Origin of the sequence: Micromonospora sp. WMMC264, assembly GCF_027497275.1 — a bacterium.
GTDB lineage: Bacteria > Actinomycetota > Actinomycetes > Mycobacteriales > Micromonosporaceae > Micromonospora > Micromonospora chalcea.
Genome location: NZ_CP114907.1, coordinates 2,460,788 through 2,482,618 on the forward strand (window position 1 = coordinate 2,460,788; position 21,831 = coordinate 2,482,618).

Annotated in this window: 18 protein-coding genes; 9 read left to right on the plus strand and 9 right to left on the minus strand. The window is 74.5% G+C overall.

The genetic code is table 11. The features are described from left to right. Window positions 1–13: 13 nt before the first annotated feature. Window positions 14–505, minus strand: coding sequence for a hypothetical protein (locus O7542_RS10405; RefSeq protein ID WP_146074848.1), 492 nt, complete (start codon window positions 503–505; stop codon window positions 14–16). Between the two features lie 229 nt (window positions 506–734). Beyond that, window positions 735–1,667, minus strand: a complete 933-nt coding sequence (locus O7542_RS10410; protein ID WP_069089670.1) for a TerC family protein — start codon at window positions 1,665–1,667, stop codon at window positions 735–737. Window positions 1,668–1,893: 226 nt separating this feature from the next. Between O7542_RS10410 and O7542_RS10415 the strand changes: the two genes are divergently transcribed. After that, entirely contained in the window at window positions 1,894–2,670 is a 777-nt protein-coding gene (locus O7542_RS10415; protein WP_281606105.1) for a class I SAM-dependent methyltransferase, read from the plus strand. Further along, on the plus strand, window positions 2,667–3,233 hold the full coding sequence (locus O7542_RS10420) for a DinB family protein (RefSeq protein ID WP_210882917.1): 567 nt from the start codon (window positions 2,667–2,669) through the stop codon (window positions 3,231–3,233). The genes O7542_RS10415 and O7542_RS10420 overlap by 4 nt, the downstream gene beginning before the upstream one ends. 4 nt (window positions 3,234–3,237) lie before the next feature. On the opposite strand, the gene O7542_RS10425 is transcribed toward O7542_RS10420, so the two are convergent. Both O7542_RS10425 and O7542_RS10430 read right to left on the minus strand, forming a co-directional pair. Continuing rightward, entirely contained in the window at window positions 3,238–3,708 is a 471-nt protein-coding gene (locus O7542_RS10425; protein ID WP_281606106.1) for a DUF1992 domain-containing protein, read from the minus strand. Between the two features lie 230 nt (window positions 3,709–3,938). Next, window positions 3,939–4,475, minus strand: coding sequence for a GNAT family N-acetyltransferase (locus tag O7542_RS10430; protein WP_043324078.1), 537 nt, complete (start codon window positions 4,473–4,475; stop codon window positions 3,939–3,941). A 199-nt stretch (window positions 4,476–4,674) separates the two neighbouring features. On the opposite strand from O7542_RS10430, the gene O7542_RS10435 reads away from it, so the two are divergent. Further along, entirely contained in the window at window positions 4,675–5,325 is a 651-nt protein-coding gene (locus O7542_RS10435) for a LysE family translocator (protein WP_043324080.1), read from the plus strand. 54 nt (window positions 5,326–5,379) lie between these two features. Here O7542_RS10435 and O7542_RS10440 read toward each other — a convergent pair whose 3' ends face one another. Then, window positions 5,380–7,380 carry a beta-galactosidase gene (locus tag O7542_RS10440; protein WP_281606107.1) on the minus strand — a complete coding sequence of 667 codons (2,001 nt, stop codon included), beginning with the start codon at window positions 7,378–7,380 and terminating at the stop codon, window positions 5,380–5,382. Between the two features lie 115 nt (window positions 7,381–7,495). Between O7542_RS10440 and O7542_RS10445 the strand changes: the two genes are divergently transcribed. The 5 genes from O7542_RS10445 (at window position 7,496) to O7542_RS10465 (ending at window position 16,947) form a co-directional block, all read left to right on the plus strand. Next, complete coding sequence (locus O7542_RS10445) at window positions 7,496–9,859, plus strand: TIM-barrel domain-containing protein (protein WP_281606108.1); 2,364 nt, start codon at window positions 7,496–7,498, stop codon at window positions 9,857–9,859. Between the two features lie 48 nt (window positions 9,860–9,907). Beyond that, a complete protein-coding gene (locus tag O7542_RS10450; protein ID WP_281606109.1) occupies window positions 9,908–11,107 on the plus strand; it encodes an ROK family transcriptional regulator in 1,200 nt (399 codons plus the stop codon). Between the two features lie 241 nt (window positions 11,108–11,348). Further along, window positions 11,349–13,757, plus strand: a complete 2,409-nt coding sequence (locus tag O7542_RS10455) for a glycoside hydrolase family 3 C-terminal domain-containing protein (RefSeq protein ID WP_281606110.1) — start codon at window positions 11,349–11,351, stop codon at window positions 13,755–13,757. Next, a complete protein-coding gene (locus O7542_RS10460) occupies window positions 13,754–14,773 on the plus strand; it encodes a LacI family DNA-binding transcriptional regulator (protein ID WP_281606111.1) in 1,020 nt (339 codons plus the stop codon). The genes O7542_RS10455 and O7542_RS10460 overlap by 4 nt, the downstream gene beginning before the upstream one ends. Next, window positions 14,770–16,947, plus strand: a complete 2,178-nt coding sequence (locus O7542_RS10465) for a glycoside hydrolase family 95 protein (RefSeq protein WP_113974079.1) — start codon at window positions 14,770–14,772, stop codon at window positions 16,945–16,947. The genes O7542_RS10460 and O7542_RS10465 overlap by 4 nt, the downstream gene beginning before the upstream one ends. Here the strand turns inward: O7542_RS10465 and O7542_RS10470 are convergent. The 4 genes from O7542_RS10470 to O7542_RS10485 are packed head-to-tail and all read right to left on the minus strand — an operon-like array spanning window position 16,944 to window position 20,387. Next, a complete protein-coding gene (locus O7542_RS10470; protein WP_043324087.1) occupies window positions 16,944–17,453 on the minus strand; it encodes an NUDIX domain-containing protein in 510 nt (169 codons plus the stop codon). The genes O7542_RS10465 and O7542_RS10470 overlap by 4 nt on opposite strands. Before the next feature lie 10 nt (window positions 17,454–17,463). Then, window positions 17,464–18,384: an SDR family NAD(P)-dependent oxidoreductase gene (locus O7542_RS10475; RefSeq protein ID WP_240925950.1), complete on the minus strand. Its 921-nt coding sequence runs from the start codon at window positions 18,382–18,384 to the stop codon at window positions 17,464–17,466. After that, window positions 18,381–19,688, minus strand: a complete 1,308-nt coding sequence (locus O7542_RS10480; protein ID WP_281606112.1) for an NAD(P)-binding domain-containing protein — start codon at window positions 19,686–19,688, stop codon at window positions 18,381–18,383. The genes O7542_RS10475 and O7542_RS10480 overlap by 4 nt, the downstream gene beginning before the upstream one ends. 54 nt (window positions 19,689–19,742) lie before the next feature. Continuing rightward, window positions 19,743–20,387, minus strand: coding sequence for a TetR/AcrR family transcriptional regulator (locus O7542_RS10485; RefSeq protein ID WP_030502427.1), 645 nt, complete (start codon window positions 20,385–20,387; stop codon window positions 19,743–19,745). A 79-nt stretch (window positions 20,388–20,466) separates the two neighbouring features. Here O7542_RS10485 and O7542_RS10490 point away from each other — a divergent pair, with 79 nt between their 5' ends. Beyond that, complete coding sequence (locus tag O7542_RS10490; protein ID WP_069089682.1) at window positions 20,467–21,819, plus strand: MFS transporter; 1,353 nt, start codon at window positions 20,467–20,469, stop codon at window positions 21,817–21,819. Window positions 21,820–21,831 lie beyond the last annotated feature (12 nt).

Here is a 21,831-nt window from a genome sequence, read left to right on the forward strand (position 1 = left end):
TGCTGGGCGCACCTCACTCGCTGGTCGACAGCGCCTCCAGCCACGGGTCGTCTCGCCCGGTGGAAAGGTGCTGGACGTACCCAGGACCGAGGATGAGGTGGTCGATGAACCCGGCAACGTCGTCGGCCAGCTTGGCGAAACTGGCAAGGTCGCTGTCGGTGTACCAGACGATGTTCAGGTCGGAGAACCACCACACCTCGCCGGTTGCACGCTCAACGAAGACGGGATTCTGCAGGACGTCCGCGACCACGCACCAGCGCGTAGCACCGCCCGGCAGGTCGTCGGCCATCCACGGTGTATGGCGCACTGATGCTGCCGACCACAGCCGCATGTCGCCGGTGCTTCCACAGTCGGCCCCGTCGGCGAGGCGGAGGAACTCGGCGTAACCGGGGGCGATGTCGTCGAGCGGCTCGTCCAGAGGGACCGGCGGTGGCAGCTCCAGCGGCCCGTACGGCGGTGCAAGCCGTGCCAGAGCCGCAGCGATTCGACGGACGGAGTCGATCAAGCGCATCCCTCACTTACTGGTCACCGGTCCGGTAGGCGTCGGCAGCGGCTGTCACGTCGGGGCCGCCGCCCGTCGGACTTCTGCGCCACTGCATGACAGCTCAGACGGCGATGGTGCCTGAGCTGGAGTGACCGCTCGGCGTGTCGGAGATCGAAATGTGGCGAGGTCTCCGATGGATGGTTCAACCTCGGCGCCGACAACGAATGGCTGTGACCGACTTCGACACACCCTAATGGCCGTCCGGAACGGCGCCGCGGGTGCTGCGCAGGCTCCACAGGATCGACACCGCGATCGTCACCACGATCACGCCGAGGGTGACCGGGATGGGCAGCTTGCCGACCGGCGTCTCCGACAGGATCAACTTCACGCCGGCGAAGGCGAGCAGGACGGCCAGGCCGTAGTGCAGGTGCACGAAGCGGCGCAGCAGCCCGGCGAGGCAGAAGTAGAGGCTGCGCAGGCCGAGGATGGCGAAGGCGTTGGCGGTCCAGACGATGAACGTGCTGGTGGTGATGGCCAGGATCGCGGCGACGCTGTCGATCGCGAAGATCAGATCGGTGGTCTCCACCGCGATCAGGACCACGAACAGCAGCGTCGCGACCCGCTTGCCGTCGATCCGGGCGAAGAACCTGTCACCGTGGAATGCGGGGTCGGTCGGAACGACCCGGCGGACCAGCCGGACGACGGGGTTGCGGTCCGGCGGGGTCTGCTCGTCGTGGCGGAACGCCATCTTGTAGCCGGTGTAGACGAGGAACGCGCCGAACACGTACGCGGTCCAGAAGAACGTCTCCAGCAGCTCGGCGCCGACGAAGATGAAGACCAGCCGGAACACCAGGGCGCCGATGACACCCCAGAACAGCACCTTGTGCTGGAACGCGGCGGGCACGGCGAAGTAGCTGAAGATCAGCGCGAAGACGAAGACGTTGTCGATCGACAGCGCCTTCTCGATCAGGTAGCCGGCGTAGTAGGTGCCTGCCACGTCACCGCCCTGCCAGACCCACAGGACGACGCCGAAGAGCAGACCGGCGGCGATCCAGATGCCGGACCAGACCGCTGCCTCACGAAATCCGATGACGTGGTTGTCGCGGTGCAGGAACAGGTCGACGGCGAGCATCGCCGCGATCGCCAGCATGAGTACGGCCCAGATCCACAGGGACACGGACATACCGAAGGGAGACCTCTCGCCCCGGGCCGGCGGGGTGCCGGCGCTGCTGGACGAAGGTCTCCCCGGGCCACTGACAGCGGTGGCTGCACCGCCGGGATCCGGATGGGCCGGGCCCGTACTGACGGCGATGCGTGGATCCTCGGGTACTCCCCCTCGAACTACGATCCATTATTCACGAAGTATGCTTCGCACGTCAAGGAGCCCGGCCCGTCGATAGGGTGACCCGATGGACGAAGACGCACGACGCCGGCACTCCTCGTCGTTCGGCGCAGCGGCCACCGCGTACGCCGAACACCGGCCCGACTACGCGCGGGCCGCCCTGCGGTGGGCGCTCGAACCCGCGCCCGGTGCGCGGGTGCTCGACCTCGGCGCGGGCACCGGCAAGCTCACCGCCACGCTGGCCGAGGTGAGCGACGACGTCACGGCCGTCGAGCCGGACCCGGCGATGCTCGCCGAACTCCGCCGCACCCTGCCTGGCGTACGGGCGCTGTCCGGCAGCGCCGAGGCGATCCCGCTGCCGGACGCCTCCGTCGACGCCGTGGTCGCCGGCAACGCCATGCACTGGTTCGACATGGCCGTGGCCGGGCCGGAGATCGCCCGCGTCCTCTCCCCCGGCGGTGTCCTGGCCGGACTGTGGAACGTCGTGGACGACCGGGTCGACTGGGTGGCCGGGCTCGCGGCGGTCAGCGGCAGCGCCGCCATCGGCCCCCGGGACACGCCCGCGAGCTGGCGCGACGCGACGGCGACCATGCACCTGCCGAAGACCGGCGGGGCCCGGTTCGGCTCGCCCGAGCAGGCGGAGTTCCCGCACGGGCAGCGCCGGACCGCCGACTCGCTCGTGGCGACGCTCGCCACCCGGGCCGGGATGCTGGTCATGCCGGAACGGGAGCGCACGGAGACGCTCGACCGTATCCGCGCGTACCTGGCGAGCCGGCCGGAGACCGCCGACGGCGAGTTCACGCTGCCGATGCTCACCTGTGTGCTGCGCGTGCGGCGATTGTGAACGGCGCGGACCTCCGCGCCGCCGCCGCGGCGACGACCGCCGTGCTGCGGCCCGCCGCCGACCGGGACTGGACGGTACGCGCGGGAGACCTGGACTGGTCCTGCTGGACCACGGCCGCGCACATCGCGCACGACCTGATCGCGTACGCCGGTCAGGTGTCCGGCCGGCCCGACGGCGGCTACCTCCCGTACGACCTGCGGGTACACGCGGACGCCGCGCCCGCCGAGGTGCTCACCGTCGCGGCGGCCGCGGCCGGGATCCTGGCCGCCACTGTCGACGCCGCGAGCCCGAACGACCGGGCGTGGCACTTCGGCCCCTGCGATCCGGGCGGCTTCGCCGCGATGGGCGTGGCCGAGATCCTGCTGCACACACACGACCTGACCCGAGGGCTCGGCCTGGACTGGTCGCCACCCGCCGAGCTGTGCGCCCGGGTGGTGAGCCGGTTGTTCCCGGATGCGCCCGACGGCAGGCCGGCGCCGGTGCTGCTGTGGCTGACCGGCCGCGCGCCGCTCGGCGACCGGCCACGACGCACCTCGTGGACCTGGCAGGCGGCGCGCCCCTGAACGCTCAGCGGCGCCACCAGCGCCAACGACGGCGCGGACGGGCCGACGCGGCACGGGGTGGCTCCGACGTCGTGACGACCGGCGCGGCCCGTTCCCGATCGGCACGCCAGCCGCGCACCGCGTCCTCGACGTTCACCGGGCGGACCACCACACGTGGCCCGGTCGGGGTACGCAGCCAGGCCACCACCTCGGTGTTGAGCGCCGCCACGTACGAGCGGACGGCTTCCTCGGTGGGCAGGTCACGCAGCTCGACCGGAAGCTGTTCGATGCGGCGGCGCAGCTGCAGCGGCGTGGGCAGCAGCAGGTCGGACGGGATCTGCTCGCGCTCCATGAAGCTGCGGATCCACCAGCCCTCGTCGTAGGGCGTGTCGCGCCCCGGGATGGGCTTGCCGGCGCCCGGCAGGTTGTCGAACTCGCCGCGTTCCTGGGCCGAGCGGATCTGCGCCTCGACCGCGGCCTCCCAGGCTGTCGTCACCGCCGTCACCTCCCGTACCCACGGTAGCCGCCGCCGTCCGACAAGAGTCAGCGTTGCGCGGGGCCGAGCTGTTCCCGCGCGGACCGCCGCGTAGCGTGCCCCCGGGGTGAGGGGGCGCCGGCGTGCGCGACTGGCTCATCGACCTCGCTGTGGCGACGGCCTGCCTGGTCGGGAGCTGGGCGGTGCTGCTGCGCCTGCTCGGCTCATGAGAGCAGCGGCGGGCCGGACAGTCAGGGCAGGTGGCGGACGTGGCGGTGGCCGTCGCGGGGAAACGGCGCGCGGGCCGGCAGGACCTCGGCGAACGCGTACCCGCTCTTTTCCGCCACGCGGCAGGACGCCGGGTTGTCGACCTGGTGCAGCAGCTCCAGGTGGGTCAGCCCGGTGGCGGCGAACCGGGCGAACGCCCATCCGGTGACCGCCTCCACCGCGCGTGGCGCGACGCCCCGGCCCCGTGCCGGCGCGGCCGTCCAGTAGCCGACCTCGGCGGCCGGGCGGCCCGGGCGGACGTCCTTGAGCACCACGCAGGCCGCCACCTGCTCCTCCTCCAGCACCGCGAACATGAACCGGTGCCCGGCGGCCCAGCCCTGGTGGCTGCGGCGCAGGAACACCCGCGCCTGCGCCGGTCCGGTCACCGGATGTCTGGTCCAGGCGCGCAGCACCGGATCCCGGTACGCCTCGATCAGCGCGTCGGCGTCACCGTCGCGCCACGGGCGCAGCAGCAGGGCGGGCGCGGTCGCGGTCGCCGGCGCGGACAGCACGATCGACATGCGACAAGTATCCCCACCGCCCCCGCCCCGCGCTGACCCCCGACTCCGGCGATCATGAAGTTGGCGGCCGTCGGTGACCGATTTGTCGCCGTCAACCTCATGATCGCCGGAGTGGGAGCAGGGGTGAGGGCGCGGCGGGGCGGTGGGTGTCGGCGGGTGGGCGTAGGGTCCGGTTCACGGTCGGCAACGGGGAGGCGACATGGTTACAGTCGGCGCGGTGATGGGGATCGCCCTGGTGGCGCTCGGTCTGGTGCTCACGCCCGGGCCGAACATGGTCTACCTGGTGTCCCGCTCGGTGACCCAGGGGCGGCGGGCCGGACTGGTGTCGCTGCTCGGGGTGGCAGCCGGGTTCCTGGTCTACCTGGCCGCCGCGGTGGCCGGCATCGCCACCGTGTTCGTGCTGGTCCCGCCGCTGTACACGGCGGTGAAGCTGGCCGGCGCGGCGTACCTGCTGTGGCTGGCCTGGCGCACGCTGCGCCCGGGCGGCACGTCGGCGTTCACCCCGACGCCGTTGCCGCCGGACCGGCCCCGGCGCCTGTTCACCATGGGCCTGGTCACCAACCTGCTCAACCCGAAGATCGCCATCCTGTACGTGTCGCTGCTGCCGCAGTTCGTCGACCCGGCGCGCGGGCACGTGGCGGTGCAGAGCCTGCTGCTCGGCCTGACCCAGATCGTCGTGGCGCTCACCGTGAACGCGCTGATCGTGCTGAGTGCCGGTTCGGTGTCGGCGTTCCTCACCCGGCGGCCGGGCTGGGCGCGCCTGCAGCGGTGGGTCATGGGCACGGTGCTTGCCGCGCTCGCGGTGCGGATCGCCGCGGACCGCTCCCGCGCCGCCGTCGCCACCCCCTGACCGGGGTACGCGCACCCAAGCCGTCCGTCACGAACGCATGCCGCCGGGGCGACGTCACGACGGCTCCTCGCGCACGACCGCAACACCACCCGGCGGCACCGTCAACGAGCCGTCGGCCGTCGCGCCGGTCAGCAGGTCGAGCCCGGTGACCGGCACCCGCTGCGGCCGGTCGGTGTGGTTGAGCAGGTAGAGCAGGCCGTCGTGGCGGCGTACCGCCTCGACACCCTCGGGCGCTCCGGGACAGGTCGGGGTCACACCGGCGAGCCCTGCTGCCTCGGTGAGCAACCGCCGATAGGTGTCGTCGTCGGGGCGGGTGGAGACGTACCAGGCGTACGCGTCACCGATCCGGTGCCGGGTGATCGCGGGACGGCCGTCAAGCACTCCCCCGGCGTACGCGCTGATCGTCTCCGCGCCGGCCGGGTGCACCGTCTCGGACCAGATCCGGCCGGTCCCGCCGCCGGTCAGCGGCACGTGTTCGTCGTCGGCGAGCGGGTGGAACTCCTCCACCCGTACGCCGAGCAGGTCCCGGTACGCGCCCGGGTAGCCGCCGAGGCGTACCCGGGCGTGCTCGTCGGCGACACCGCTGAGCCAGGTCACCAGCAGGTGCCCGCCGGCGTGGACGTGCCGGCGTACCCAGTCGACTGTGGCGTCCGAGGCCAGGTAGAGGGCGGGCAGCACGAGCAGCCGGCAACCGTCGAGCGGGGCGCCGGGCGGCACCACGTCGGCGGTGACCCCCGCGTGCCACAGCGCCCGGTGCGCGGCAGCCGCCTCGCCAGGGTGGTCGAGTCCGGCGCGGGGCATCCCCGGGTGCCGCAGCGCCCAGCCGCTCGCCGCGTCGTACGCGATGGCCACGCCCGCCTCGACGCGGCCCGGCGCGGTCCCGGCGAGCCGGCCCAGCGCGGCGCCCAGGTCGGCGGCCTCGCGGAACACGCGGGTGTCCGCCCCGGCGTGCGACACCACGGCGGAGTGGAAGCGTTCCGCGCCGCCGGCTGGGGCGCGCCACTGGAAGAACATCACCCCGGCGGAGCCGCGTGCGACGTGGGCAAGACTGTGCCGGGTCATCCGGCCGGGTTCCTTGGTGTGCATCCGCCCGGCGACGTGGATCTGGTTGGGCGCGCTCTCGGCCAGCAGCCACGGCGCCGGCCGCCCGGCGCCGTGGCGGGCCCAGCCGCGGGCCACGTCGGCGGCGAACGCGGTCTGCTCCTGCGCGCCCGCGCCGACCGCGGACGGGTAGTGGTCGATCGCGACCACGTCGACCTCGTGCGCCCAGCGGGCGTGGTCCACCGGCACCCAGTCGCCGAGCACGTAATTGGTGGTGACCGGCACCGAAGGGTTCGCCGCGCGTAGCAGGTCACGCTGCTCGGTGTACGCGGACAGCAGCGTGTCGGACCAGAAGCGGCGGAAGTCGAGCAGATGGCCGGGGTTCGCGAGATATTGCGTGGCGTGGGGCGTGCCGACCTGCGCCCAGTCGGAGTAGTGCTGGCTCCAGAAGCTGGTCACCCAGGCGTCGTTCAGCGCGTCGAGGTCGCCGTAGCGGGTGGTGAGCCAGCGGCGGAACGCCGCCTCGGTGTGCGGGCAGTGGCAGGTGGTGCCGTACTCGTTGTGCACGTGCCACAGCGCGAGCGCCGGGTGGTGCGCGTACCGGGCGGCCAGCACCTCGGCGATGCTGCGGGCGGCGTCGCGGTACGCGGGCGCGGCGGCGCAGTAGGTGTCGCGGCTGCCGTGGGTCAGGCGGACGCCGTCGGCGGTGACCGGCAGCGCGTCCGGGTGGCGCAGCGAGAACCACGGCGGCGGCGACGCGGTGGGGGTGGCCAGGGCGGCGCGGATGCCGTTCGCGTGCAGCAGGTCCAGGACGCGGTCGAGCCAGTCGAGCGTGTGGCGGCCGGGTTCGGGTTCCAGCCGGGACCAGGCGAACACGCCGACGGTGGCCAGGTTGACCCCGGCGGCGCGCATCAGGGCGATGTCCTCGCGCCACACCTCCGGCGGCCACTGTTCCGGGTTCCAGTCCCCGCCGTAGCAGAGCCGCCCGTCGCTCCACGGCGCTTTAGTTGTCATCCCGGCCAAAATAGGAACAGGTGAGAAGGAAAGTCAATGGCGTCGATCATTGACAGTTAGTTGGGCTTCCAAAGAAACTGGCGGGACCGCCCGTGGACGCCGCGAGGAGACGCCCATGCCGTACCGCCCGCCGCTGGTCCCGTACGAGACCTTCGTGGCCGACCCGCCCGACCTGCCGGTCCGCGCCCCCGGCGAGGAGGGCGCCGACGACGTGCTGCGGGCCGAGGTCGCCGCGACCGACGCGCACGGGGTCACGCTCACCGCGACCTGCGCGTCCGGCCGCACGCTGGTCACGCGCGTCGAGGCCGCCGGGGACGGGATCATCCGGGTACGCCTCGCCGACGACCCCTCGGTACGCAGCCGGTCCGCACCGGCGCTGACACTGGTCCACCCGCAACCCCACCCGGCCACCGTGACCGTCGCCGACGGGCAGGTCCGGGTGGCGGCCGGTGGCATGGTCGCCGATCTGAGCCTGGACCCGTGGGGACTGCGGTTCCACACTCCGGACGGACGACTGCTGCTGGCCTCCGACGCCGGCACCCGCGACATCAGCGGCCGCCGCCGCACGCTGCCGCTGGGCCGCTCCACAGTCGACGGGGAGCCGGTGGCCTGGCACGAGAGCTTCATGGCGCCCGGCGACGAGCGGTTCGTCGGCTTCGGCGAGAAGTTCACCCCACTGGACAAGCGTGGCCAGCGGCCGCTGATGTGGAACTTCGACGCCTTCGGTGGCGAGTCCGACCGGTCGCACAAGAACGTGCCGTTCTACCTGTCCGACCGCGGCTACGGCGTACTCGTCGACAGCGGGCTGCCGGTGCAGTTCGACATGTGCGCCAGCACGCACAGCAGCGTGCAGATCCTCGTCCCGGACGACCTGCTCGACTACTACGTGCTCGCCGGACCCACCCCGGCGCAGGTGCTCGACCGGCTCGACACGCTGACCGGCCGGCCGTACCTGCCGCCGCGGTGGGCGTTCGGCGCGTGGATCTCCTCCGGCTTCTTCCCGGACAGCCAGCAGCGCGTGCTGGAACGGGCCCGGCGCATCCGCGCGGACGACATCCCCTGCGACGTGCTGCACCTGGACTGCTACTGGCAGGTCGCCGGACACTGGTCGGACCTGCGCTGGGACACCGACGCCTTCCCCGACCCCGACGGCATGCTCAAGGACCTCACCGAGCAGGGCTTCCGGGTGTGCCTGTGGATGAACCCGTACCTGATGACCGGCAGCCCGCTCTACGCCGAGGCCGAGGCCGCCGGCTACTTCCTGCGCCGCCCGGACGGAAGCACGTACGTCGCCGACACGTGGCACGGCAGCTACCCGGTCTGCGCGATCGTGGACCTCACCAACCCGGCCGCGGTGCGCTGGTTCCAGGACCTGCTGCGCCCGCTGCTCGCCCAGGGCGTCGCCGTGTTCAAGACCGACTTCGCCGAGGGCGTGCCCGCCGATGCCGTCGCCCACAACGGCATGACCGGCGTCGAGCTGCACAACGTGTACGCGCTGCTGTTCAACGACGCGGTCGCCGACGTCACCGAGGAGGTGGCCGGGCACCGCACCGTGTGGGCGCGCTCGTCGTACCTGGGCGGGCAGCGGCACAGCGCCCAGTGGAGCGGCGACGTCAACGCCACCTGGCCCGGCATGGCCAGCACGCTGCGCGGCGGTCTGTCCCACGGGCTGTCCGGGGTGCCGTTCTGGAGCCACGACACCGGCGGCTTCCACGGCACCCCCGAACCGGACCTGTACGTGCGCTGGACCCAGTTCGGCGCGCTCTCACCACTGGTACGGCTGCACGGCACCACCAGCCGGCTGCCGTGGGAGTTCCCGCCCGAGGCGCAACGGCACGCGGTGGACGCGCTGCGCCTGCGCTACCGGCTGCTGCCGTACCTCTGGTCGGCGGCAGTGGACAGCGCCCGCACCGGCAGCCCGATGATGCGCGCGCTGCTCGTCGACACCCCGGAGGACCCGGCCGCCTGGACCGCCGACCTCCAGTACCGCCTCGGCCCGGACCTGCTGGTGGCGCCGGTGCTCGACAGGTCCGGCGAGCGCACCGTCTACCTGCCGACCGGCGACGACTGGCTGGACGCGTACACCGGGCAGCGGCACACCGGCGGACGGCACCTGCGGGTGAGCGTGCCGCTGGACCGGCTGCCGCTGTACGTGCGGCACGGCGCGCTGATCCCCACTGTGGCGCCCGCGACGACGGTCGGAACCGGCCCGTTCCGGGACGTCACGGTGGTGGCCTGGGGCGGCGTCGACGGCGTGAGCGTGGTGCGCGACCCCGACGGCGACACCACGGTCACCGCCGTGCGCGACGGCGACACGCTGCGGGTACGCGTCGACGGGCCGCTGGACGTGCGGCAGGTCAGCGTGGTCGGCACGGACCCGCCGCGCCGGGTGGTGCTCGACGGCGAGCCGGTCCCCGTGACGCCGTTCGTGCCGTGGTTCCCCGGCCGGGCCCACCCGGCCGGGATCGCGCCTATTTAGTTTAAGCTTTAGCCGAACCCAGGGCCGGGCGCAGGAGGCGGGCAGTACGTGATCAGCATCGACCGGCCGACGGCCGACCTCGGCGACGTGCGGGTGACGAACCGGGCCGCGGTGCTCCGGCACGTCCGCCGCCACGCCCCCTGCTCCCGGGCCGACGTCGCCGCGCACACCGGGCTGAACAAGGCCACCGTCTCCAGCCTGGTCGCCGAGCTGATCGAACACGGGCTGCTGCGCGAGACCGGGCTGACCGAGAACCGGGTGGGCCGCCCCGCCACCATGCTCGTCCTCGACGGCGCCCGCTACGTCGGGCTCGGGCTGCGCGTCGGCGCGGACGAGCTGGTCGCGGTGGCCGCCGGGCTGGGCGGCGACCCGGTGCTCACGTGGCGGCGCGCGTTCCCCGCCGCCACCGCCGGTGCCGAGGAGACGGTGAAGGCGCTCGCGGCGCTGACCCGCCGCGCCGTCACCCGCGTCACCGGCGCCGAGCGCACCGTGCTCGGCCTCACCGTGGCCGTGCCCGGGCTGGTCGACGCCGACGGCGACGTGCCGGTCGCCCCGGCGCTCGGCTGGCGCGGCGTACCGCTCGCCGCCGCGTTGCGCCGCGCCCTGCGTGATCCGGGTTTCCCCGTCACCGTCGACAGCGAGGCCAACCTCGCCGTCCTGGCCGAGCAGCGGCACGGCCCGTACGCCGGCACGGCCGACCTGGTGCACCTCACCGGCGGGCCGGTGATCGGCGCGGGCTTGATCAGCGGTGGGCGGCTGCTGCGCGGCGGCAGGGGCTTCGCCGGCGACATCGGGCACCTGCCACTGGCCGCCGACGGCCCGCCCTGCGCGTGCGGGCGGCGCGGCTGCCTGACCGCGCTGCTCGGCGTGGACGCGGTGATCGGCCGGCTGCTGCCGGACGCCGGCCCGGTCACCGATCACCTGCCGGAGATCGAACGGATCCAGGCGCTCGCCCGCGCCGGGGACGAGCCGGTACGCACCGGCCTCACCGAGATCGGCCGGCTGCTCGGCCAGGCGGCGTCGGTGCTGGCCGGGCTGCTCGACCCGGAGGTGGTGGTGGTCGGCGGGCACCTGGCGGCACTCGCGCCGTGGCTGCTGCCGGCCGCCCACGCCGAACTCGCCGCCCGTACACCGGTCCCGCCCGGCGTGCGGCTGGAGGCCAGCACGCTCGGGTCCGCGGCCGGCGCGCTGGGCGGGGCCACCGCGGCGCTGGCCACAGTGGAGGCGGGACGCCTGCCCGCCGGGTGACCCCTTGACCGCACCGGCCGGAAGGTGTCAACCTCGGTAGCGCCGCGTTCCGGGACCGGGCAACCTGCGAAAGCGGCGTGTTTTTCGGCGGTTGTCGAAGCGCTTCACCACCGCTCCGGGCCGACCCTGCCGATACCGACCACCACCCTTTTTCGCGTACGCGCCGCCCCGTCACCGGCACGGTCGTCGAAGCGCTTCGACGGCTGGGCGGCGGCCCGTACGCCGACCGGAGGCGCCCACCATGACCGACCCCGTCCCCCACCGTCTCGACGACCTGCTGGCCCGGCTCACGCTGCCGGAGAAGCTCGGCCTGCTGCACCAGTGGCAGGCGCCGGTGCCCCGGCTCGGCCTGCGCGCGTTCCGCACCGGCACCGAGGCGCTGCACGGCGTCGCGTGGCTCGGCACCGCCACCGTCTTCCCGCAGGCGATCGGCCTGGCCGCGAGCTGGAACCCGGACCTGATCCGGGCGGTCGGGGCCGCCGTCGGCGACGAGGTACGGGTCAAGCACCGCGCCGACCCGGTCCGGGTCGGCCTCAACGTGTGGGCGCCGGTGGTCAACCCGCTGCGCGACCCCCGCTGGGGACGCAACGAGGAGGGCTGGTCCGAGGACCCGTGGCTGACCGGCAAACTGGCCACCGCGTACGCGATGGGGCTGCGCGGCGACCACCCGATCCGGCTGCGCACAGCGCCGACGCTCAAGCATTTCCTCGGCTACAACAACGAGACCGACCGGGCCACCACGTCCAGCGACCTGCCACCCCGGGTGCTGCACGAGTACGAGCTGCCGGCGTTCCGCGCCCCGCTGGCAGCGGGCGCGGCGGTCGCGGTGATGGCGTCGTACAACCTGGTCGACGGCGTACCGGCGCACCTGAGCCCGCTCATCGAGAGCGAGCTGCGCGGCTACGCCGACGGCGACATCATGGTCGTCGGCGACGCCGGGGCGGTCGGCAACATCGCCGGAGTGCAGGAGTACCTGCCCGACCACGTCGCCGGGTTCGCCGCCGCGCTGCGCGCCGGGATCGACAGCTTCACCGAGGACGACGAGGACAGCGCCCCCACAGTGGAACGTCTCACCGAGGCGCTGGCCCGCGGTCTCATCGAGCCCTCCCACGTGGACCGGGCGGTACGGCGGATCCTGTCCGTCCGGTCGCGCCTGGGCGACCTGGACCCGGACCCCCACGACGACGTGCCGCCCCACACGCTCGACAGCCTCGCCCACCGGGAACTCGCCCGCGAGGCCGCCCGCCAGTCGGTCGTGCTGCTGCGCAACGACGGCCTGCTGCCGCTGCGCCCCGGCACCCGCGTCGCGGTGCTCGGACCGCTCGCCGACACCGTGCTCACCGACTGGTACAGCGGCACCCCGCCGTACACGATCAGCGCCTACGCGGGGCTGCTCGGACGGCTGCCGGAGGTGACCACCCACCCCGGCACGGACCGGGTCACGCTGCACGTCGGCGACCGGGCGGTACGCCTCGACGGCGACGGCCCGCTGGCGCTCGGCGACACCGCGGCCGAGTTCGAGGTGGTCGACTGGGGGCGCGACGTGGTGGCGCTACGCGCCGTGGACACCGGCCGGTACGTCGGCGCCGACGACGCCGGGGCCCTGGTGGCCGACCGCGACGGACCGGGCGGCTGGGTGGTACGCGAGACGTTCCGCCTGGACCACCGGCCCGACGGCACGGCGCTGCTGCGTCACCTCGCCACCGGACGGCACGTCGGCGTCGCACCTGACGGGCGGCTGAGCGTCGCCACCGGCGACCCGGCCGTGTTCACCGTGACGCTGCGCGCCGACGGGGCCGCCGACGCCGCCGCGCTCGCGGCCGCCGCCGACGTGGCGGTGGTGGTGCTCGGCAACCACCCGATGGTCAACGGCCGGGAGACCGAGGACCGGGCCGACCTGACGCTGCCCACCGGCCAGGAGGAGCTGCTGCGCGCGGTGCACGCCGCGAACCCGCGTACCGTGCTGGCGCTGACCAGCAGCTACCCGTACGCGACCGGCTGGGCGCAGGAGCATCTGCCGGCGGTGCTGTGGAGCGCCCACGGTGGACAGGAGCACGGCAACGGGCTCGCCGACGTGCTGCTCGGCGCCGCCGACCCGGGCGGGCGGCTCACCCAGACCTGGTACGCCGACACGGCCGAACTGCCCGACCTGCTCGACTACGACGTCATCGGCGCGGACAGCACCTACCTCTACCACCGGGGTGAGCCGCTGTACCCGTTCGGGCACGGGCTCAGCTACGCCGCGTTCGACTACGCTGACCTACGGTTGAGCACCGCCACGGCACGTGCCGGCGAGGAGGTGGAGGTGAGCGTCGAGGTCACCAACACGGGCCGCCGCCCGGGCACCGAAGTGGTGCAGCTCTACACCCGGCAGCGGCGTTCCCGGGTCAAGCAGCCGCTGCGGCAGCTGCGCGACTTCGCCCGCGTCACGCTCGATCCGGGCTGTGCGGCCCGGGTGACGATGCGCCTGCGTACCGCCGATCTGGCCTGGTGGGACGAGACCCGCGCGGCGATGGTGGTGGAGGACGCCGTCCACTCGGTGCTGGTGGGCCGGTCCGCTCGCGACATCCGGATCGTCGGCGCGCTCGCCGTGACCGGAGACGCCACGACGGTCGCCCCGGCCGACCGCAGCTGTGGAGCCGCCCGGTGAGCGGGCGCGTCCCCGGCGAGCAGGTCACCATCGCCGACGTGGCCCGGCACGCCGGAGTGGCCGCCAGCACCGTCTCGTACGTGCTCAGCGGCAAACGCACCATCTCGGCCACCACCCGGGGACGGGTCCTCGACAGCGTCCGCGCGCTGGGCTACCACCCGCACGCCGGGGCGCGCGCCCTGGCCAGTCGCCGCGCCAACGTGATCGCGCTGGTGCTGCCGCTGCGTACCGGCATGCAGGTGCCGGTGGTGATGCGCTTCGCCACCGCAGTGGTCACCACCGCCCGCCGCTACGACCACGACGTGCTGCTGGTCACCGCCGACGAGGGCCCGGCCGGGCTGCACCGCATCGCCGGCAGCGCACTCGTCGACGGCGTGCTGCTGATGGACATCGAGCTGGAGGACTCCCGGGTGCCGCTGCTGCGGGAACTGGCGCTGCCGGGTGTCCTGATCGGGCACCCCGCCGACAGCACCGGGCTGGCCTGCGTGGACCTCGACTTCCGGCGCGCCGGTGAGCTGTGCGTGGAACACCTGGCCGCCGCCGGGCACCGGCGGATCGCGCTGCTCGGCGCGCCCGCCGCGGTCTACGACCGGGGCACCGGGTTCGCCCACCGCACCCGCGCCGGGGTACGCGCCGCCGCCGGGCGGCTCGGCGTCGACGCGGTGACCCGGCCCTGCGAGGAGGGACCGGCCGCGGTACGCCGCGACCTGGAGGCGCTGCTCGCCGACCACCCGGACGTCACCGGCCTGGTGGTGCAGAACGAGTCGGCGGTCGGGCCGGTGCTGGCCACGCTGCCGCTGCTCGGCCGCCGGGTGCCGCGCGACGTGTCGGTGGTCGCGATCTGCCCGGACGAGCTGGCCGAGCAGTCCGCGCTCACCTGCGTACCGGTGCCCGCCGAGGAGGTCGGCCGGCAGGCGGTGGCGTTGCTGATGCGGCGGCTGAGCGGCGAGGGAGTGCCGGAGGTGACGTTGCTGGAACCGCACCTCACCGTGCGGGACACCAGCGCCCGCCGGTGACCGTGCACCGCGTCCACGACACCGCGCCGGCCGCCGACTGGACCGACGCGTTCCTCACCGGCAACGGCGAGCTGGGACTCATGGTCCACGGGCAGCCGTACGCGGAGCGGATCGTGGTGAACCACCACCGGCTCGTCCTGCCGAACGGCGCCCGGGACGCCCGCGCGCCCGAGCTGGCCGCGCTGATGCCGGACATCCGCGCGCTGGTGCTCGCCGGGCGCCGTGCCGAGGCCGCCCGGCTGCTCACCGGCGGCCGGGAGCTGGAGTGGACCCAGTCGTTCCACCCCGGGTACGCGCTCACCGTCGACGCGCCGCCGGGACCGGTACGCGGCTACCGGCGCGACACCGACTTCACCACCGGGGAGGTGGAGGTGCAGTGGTCGGGCGGGCGGCGGCGTTGCTTCGTCTCCCGCGCCGACGGCGTGGCGGTGCTCCACCTCGACCAGGGCGACTGCGTGGTCGGTGTGACCGGTGAGCTGCCCGGCCGGCCCGCCGACGTGGTGTACGAGCAGGCCGCGTACCGCCGCGACGGGCTGGTGTACCTGCGGGTACGCGCCCGCTACCCGCACGCCGGCGGCGCGTACGGGTTCGAGGGGTTGACGCTGCTGCGCGGCGACGTGAGCGTCGACGGCGACCGGGTGCGGGTACGCGGACCGGCCCTGCTCACCACGCTCGTCGACCGGCCCGACGCGCCGCCGTGGCGTACCCGGGACTCGGAGGGGCGGCTCGCCGCGCTGGCCGGGGACTACGCCGCGCTGCTGGCCCGGCACGCGCCGCGCCATCGCGGCCCGTACACCCGGGTCGGCCTGGACCTCGGCGTGTCCGCCGCCGACCGGGCGCTGCCGGTGGGTGAGCTGCTGGCCCGGCAGGCCGCCGCGCCGCACCGGCTGGACCCGGCGCTGCTGGAGCGGCTGTTCCACTCCGGCCGGTACCTGCTGTTCAGCGCCAGCGGGGTGCTGCCGCCCCGGCTGACCGGGCTGTGGCTGGGCTCGTGGGACGCGGCGTGGGCCGGTGACTTCACCACCGACGCGAATCTGAACCTCCAGCTCGCCGGGGCGAACGTGGGCGCGCTGCCGGAGGTGACAGCGGCGCACGCCCGGCTGGTCGCCGCGCAGGTGGCCGACTGGCGCGCCAACGCGCGGGCCGTGTACGGCGCGCGCGGGCTGCTGGCGCCCAGCCGCACCGACGGTGAGCACGGGCACCTGTTCCACGTCCACCCGGACTGGCCGTTCACCGCGTGGCTGGCCGGCGCGGACTGGCTGCTGCACCCGCTGCACGAGCATCATCTGGTCACCGGTGAGCCGCTGGGCGAGGTGGCCGGGTGGCTGGCCGAGGTGGCGGACTTCTTCGCCGACGTGCTCACCGATGTGGACGGGCAGCCGGCGCTGGTGCCGTCGTACTCGCCGGAGACCGGCCCGTACGACGACACCGGCCGGACCGCGCCGGTCGCGGTCAACGCCACCATGGACGTCGCCGCGGCCCGGCACGCGCTGCGGCTGGCCGCCGAGGTGACCGGCACCGACCGGTGGGCCGGGGTACGGCCGCCCGGCTACCTGGTGGACGGGCGCGGCGCGCTCGCCGAGTGGGCGTGGACCGGCAGCACCGGCGACGAGAACCACAGGCACATCAGTCACCTGTATCCGGTGTGGCCGCTCGACGAGATCAACCCGGACGACACCCCGGAACTGGCCGCCGCCGCGCACCGGGCGCTGACGCTGCGCGGCGACGAGGACGGTTCCGCGCACGGCAGCCTGCACCGGGCGCTGGCGGCGGCGCGGCTGCGCGACGGCGACCTGGTCGCGGCGAACCTGGGCAAGATCCTCGGCACGGACATGTTCTTCCGGTCGCTGATGAGCGCGCACAACCCGGGCCGGAGGACGTACAACGCCGACGCCGCGCACACGCTGCCGGCGGTGCTGATCGAGTCGCTGGTGCAGTCGCGCCCGGGAACGCTGCGGCTGCTGCCCGCGCCGCTACCCGATCTGCCCGCCGGGACGCTGCGCGGCGTCACCTGCCGGGGCCGGGTCACCGTCGAGGAGCTGAGCTGGGCGCCGGGCCGGGTGCGGGCGCGGCTGGTGTCGCCGGTGGCGCAGCGCGTGGTGGTGCACGCGCCCGGGGACCGCCGTGCGGTGGATCTGGTTCCGGGCCGGCCGTGCGAGGTGGTGTTCGGCTAGAGGTTGTCGGGCTGGTGCAGCGCCGGGTGGCTCTCGCCCGGCGCGGCGTACCAGGGCGGGGCGTCGTCGGTGAGCGCGGTGCCGATCCGCAGCCGCGCCCAGTCGTCCAGTTCGGGCAGCGCGTCCGGGGCGAACCAGGCCACCGCCAGCGACTCGTCACCGTCGGCCGTCGGCGCGCCGCCGATCGCCCGGCAGCGGAACCAGACGTTCAGGTATTCGCAGGCATCACCGTTGGGGTAGACCACCGGGTGGGTGGCGACACCTGCCAGCCGGTCGATCGCCACCTCGACGCCGGTCTCCTCGTGGACCTCGCGCACCAGCGCGTCGGCTGGTTGCTCGCCCGGGTCGACGGTGCCGGCCGGGATCGACCAGCGGCCGTTGTCGCCCCGGCGGGCCAGCAGCACCCGTCCCGCGTCGTCGGTGACCACGCCGCTGACGCCGTACAGCATGAGCAGGTCGTGGCCGATGTGGCGGCGCAGCCGGGCGATGTAGGGCGAGACGGCCATGGCGAGCAGGCTACCGGCGGTCCTGCCGGTGCCGCCGGACCATGCCCTCGGCCAGCGCCGCACCGTCCAGGTCACCGGCGGCCAGCCTTCCGGCGACGGTACGGCGCACGATCCGGTCCGCGAGGGCCGGGGCGTGCCGGGCCAGCGCCAGTTCGATCCGGCCGCGCCGGGTGGTGGCCACGTCCCGTGGCGCGCGGCGGGCGGTCGCGGCGCGCAGGATCGCCGCCACCACTCCCTCCACGGGTTCCGGGCGGGACACTCCGCTCAGCGACAGCCCGGCCGCCACCGTGCTGTCGTGGATCGGGGAGGCGACCATGCTCGGGTAGACCACGCTGACGCCGACGTGGGTGCCTACTTCGTGGCGCAGCGCGTCGGCGTACGCGACGAGCGCCCGCTTGCTGACCCCGTACGCGGCTGCGAGCGGCAGCGGCAGCACGGCCATCCGGCTGGCCACGAAGATCACCCGTCCGCGGGCGGCCTCCAGGGCCGGCATCGCGGCGGCGGTGGTACGCCAGGCGGCGAGCAGGTTCACCTCGATCTGGCGGCGTACCACCTCGTCCGGCGGCAGCTCGGCGGGCGCGGGCCCGCCCACACCGGCGTTGTTGATGAGCAGGTCCAGTCCGCCGAGCCGGTCGATCGCGGCGGCCACGGCCGGTGGCGTCGCGGCCGGGTCGGTCAGGTCGACGCCGAGCACCGCAGGGGTGGCATCGGGGTCGGCGTGCAGGTCCAGCCCGACCACGTGCGCGCCGGCGGCGGTGAGCGCCGCGCCCAGGTGCTGCCCGAATGTGCCACGCGCGCCGGTGACCAGCACGCGTCGTCCGGCCAGGGCGCTGCGGCCCGGCGTGCCGGATCCGGCGGCCGAGCCTCGGCCTGCCGCGCCGGATCCGGTCCGCTGCGCGTCCTCGGCCGGGGGCCGTCCCGGGGCGTTCATCGTGCCGCTCCGGCGCGGCGCCGGCCGGCGGCCAGTTCGCGGCCCAGTTCGGCCAGGTAGACGTCGAAGTCGACGCGCATGTGCGGGCGGCGTTGCCCCCACCGGGCGGTGGCGGCGCGCAGCTCGTCGCGGCAGGCGGCGGCCTGCCGGGCCGCGTCCGGTGGCGTCCAGGTGCCGGCCAGGCGCGCGGCGACCAGCCGGGCCTGCGCCTCGACCAGGGGGAACGCGGCGCCGGTGGACTGCATCAGCCCGACGAACGCCAGCCCGGGGGCGTCGAGGTGGAACACGTGCCGGTACAGCGGAAGCCGGTCGGGGCCGTCGCCGAGCAGCGCCGGGTCGAGGAACGGCATCTCGACGCGGTAGCCGGTGCACCAGACGACCAGGTCGACCTCGTCGTGGCGGCCGTCGGTGAACTCGACCCGGTCGCCGTCGAAGCGGGCGATGCCGGGCCGGGCCTGGATGTCGCCGTGGGTGAGGCGGGACAGCAGCGCGTCGGACAGCGTCGGGTGGTCCTGGAGGAAGCCGTGCGCCGGTGCGGGCAGCCCGTACCGGGTGGGCGGGCCGACCGCGGTGGTGATCATGGTTTGGCTGATCCGCTGCCGCAGCCGCCACGGCAGCCGGCGGGCCAGCGCGCCGTTGAGCGTGTCCGACGGGCGGCCGAGCAGGTACTTCGGCACCACCCAGACGCCGCGGCGCAGCGACAGCAGCGTGCGCGCGGCGGCGTACGAGGCGTCGACGGCGATGTCCATGGCGGAGTTGCCGCCACCGACGACGAGGACCCGTCGGCCGGCGAGCTGTTCCGGCCCTCGGTAGTCGTGGCTGTGCATCTGCTCGGCGGCGCACTCGCCGGGGTACGGCTCGGGCCGCTTCGGCACCCGGTTGTGCCCGTTGGCGACCACCACCGCCTCGACGTCGACAGCGACCGGGCCGTCCGGGCCGGTGGCGCGTACCCGCCAGCCGTCGCCGGTGCGGGTGACCCGCTCGACGGTGTGGCGCAACCGTACCGCCTCGCGCAGCCCGAACCGGTCGGCGTAGTCGCCGAGGTAGCCGGCGACGCGGGTGTGGTCGGGGTAGTCGGGCCAGTCGGCGGGCATCGGGTGGTCGGCGAACTCGGTGCGCCCCTTGCTGGTGTTCAGGTGCAGCGTCCGGTACGCGGGCGAGCCGGGCGCGCCGTACACCCAGAGGCCGCCGAGCGTGTCGGCCGCCTCGAACGCGACGGCCGGGATGCCGGCGTCGGCGAGCGCCTTCAGCGTGGCCAGCCCGGCGGCTCCGGCGCCGACGACAGCGACCCTCGGTGTGGCCATACCCGCCTCCTTAATCCAACGACCGATGGATAGTCCCCGGAGCGCGGGCCGGCGTCAAGGCCGGGCGCCGCCGTACAGCGCGTCGAGGAAGCGGTGCACGAACGCCCGGAACTCCCGCCGCTCGCGCGCGCCCGAGCCGGTCCCAGCCGCCAGGGCCACCACGTGCCCGTGCACCGTCCAGACCAGGGAACGCACCGTCACGTGCGGCGTCGGCTCGGTCAGCGCGCCCGCCTCGGCCGCCGCGACGAGCAGCTCCTCGACCAGCCCGTACAGCGGCGCGGCGTAGCGGCGGTCCAGCTCGCCGTGCCGCTGCGGCTCCAGCCAGCGGCGCAGCCACAACGCGGTGGTCTCCGGCCGGTCCTCCAGGAAGTCGACGAACACGTCCAGCAGGTCGTGCAGCGCGCGCAGCGCGTCGTGCGGCCCGGCGGACAGGGCCGCCCGGGCGCGCTCCCCGGCTGCCTCGATGACCTCCCGCTCGGCGCTGAACACCCGGGCGAAGCAGGCGTCGTAGAGCTGCGCCTTGGTGCCGGTGTGGTGCACCACGGTGGCGGCGTCCACCCCGGCCGCGGCGGCGACGTCGCGGACGCTGACCGCGTCGAAGCCCCGCTCGGCGAACAACGCGGTGGCGGCGGCGAGCACCAGGTCACGGGTCGGGCGCTGGTCGTCGCGGCGGGGCCGACCGGGCCGGCGGCGAGGCATGGTCATCCGGCCATTGTTCCCCCTACAATCCAGCAACCGTTGGATTGGGGGCGGCGTGCCCCGAGGACAGGAGGCCGCGATGACCGGGCTGGATCAGCGCTCCGACGCGCTCACCCTGCCACGCGGCCCGCTCGCCGGGTTCGCCACCGGCTCACTCGGCATGGGCGTCTGGGTGACAGTGCCCGGGCTGCTGCTGCTCTACTTCCTGACCGACGTGCTGGCGGTCGCCCCGTGGCTGGCCGGGCTCACCCTGCTGCTGCCGAAGATCGCCGACGTGCTGCTGCACCCGTGGATCGGGCACCTCTGCGACGTCGAGCAGGCCCGCCGGGGTCACCGCCGACGGCTGCTGCTGGCCGGGTGCGCGCTGCCGCTGGCGTTCGCCGCGCTGTTCGCCGTGCCCGGCGGCCTCACCGGCGCCGCCGCGGCCGGCTGGGTGGCGGTGTTCTTCGTCGCCGGCAACCTGCTGTTCGCCGCGTACCAGGTGCCCTACCTGGCGACCCCGGCGGACCTGCGGATCGGCTACCACGAGCGGACCCGGCTGATGGCGTTCCGGATGGTGGTGCTGACGCTCGGCATCCTGGTCTCCGGGCTGCTCGCGCCGCTGCTGGCCGGCGGCGACGACGCCACCCGCGACGGTTACCTGCTGATGGGCGTGGTGCTGGCGGCCGGGATGCTCGCCGCGATGCTGGTCGGCGTCGCCGGGATCGGCCGGCTGCGCCGTACCGCCGCCGACACGGCCCCGCCGCACGGTCCGGGCGGGTGGCGGGCGCTGGCCGCGAGCCTGCGGGACCGGCAGTTCCGCTGGCTGGTCGGCGCATACCTGGCCATGTCCACCACCACCCACCTCGTGCTGGCCGGCGTGCCCTACTACGCCGAGTACGAGCTGGGCCGCCCCGGACTCACCACAGTGCTCGTGGCCGCGTTCGTCGCGCCCGCGCTGCTGGTGACCCCGGTCTGGCTGACGGTGGCGCGGCGGATCGGCAAGCAACGCGCCCTGCTCGCCGCGCAGGCCGCGTTCGCCGCCGGGTCGCTGGTGCTGGCGATCGGCCGTCCCGCCGGACTGCCGGTGCTGGTGGCCGCCGTCGCGGTGCTCGGGGTTGCCTTCGCCGGCATGCAGTTGCTGCCGTTCTCGATGCTGCCCGACGTGATCCGCGCGGGCGGCGGCGCCGAGCGGGCCGGCACGTACACCGGGGTGTGGACCGCCACCGAGGCCACCGGCGCGGCGCTCGGCCCGTACGCGTACGCGCTGTGCCTGGCCGCCGGCGGGTTCGTGGCCTCGACCGCCGGGCAGACCGTGACCCAGTCCCCGGCCGCGCTGGACGCGCTGCGCTACGGCTTCGGGCTGCTGCCCGCCGCCGTGATGGTGGTAGCGGTGCTGTTGCAGCGCCGCTACACCCTCGACGGCGCGGCCCGCGCCGACGCCGCCGGATAGACTTCGCCCCCG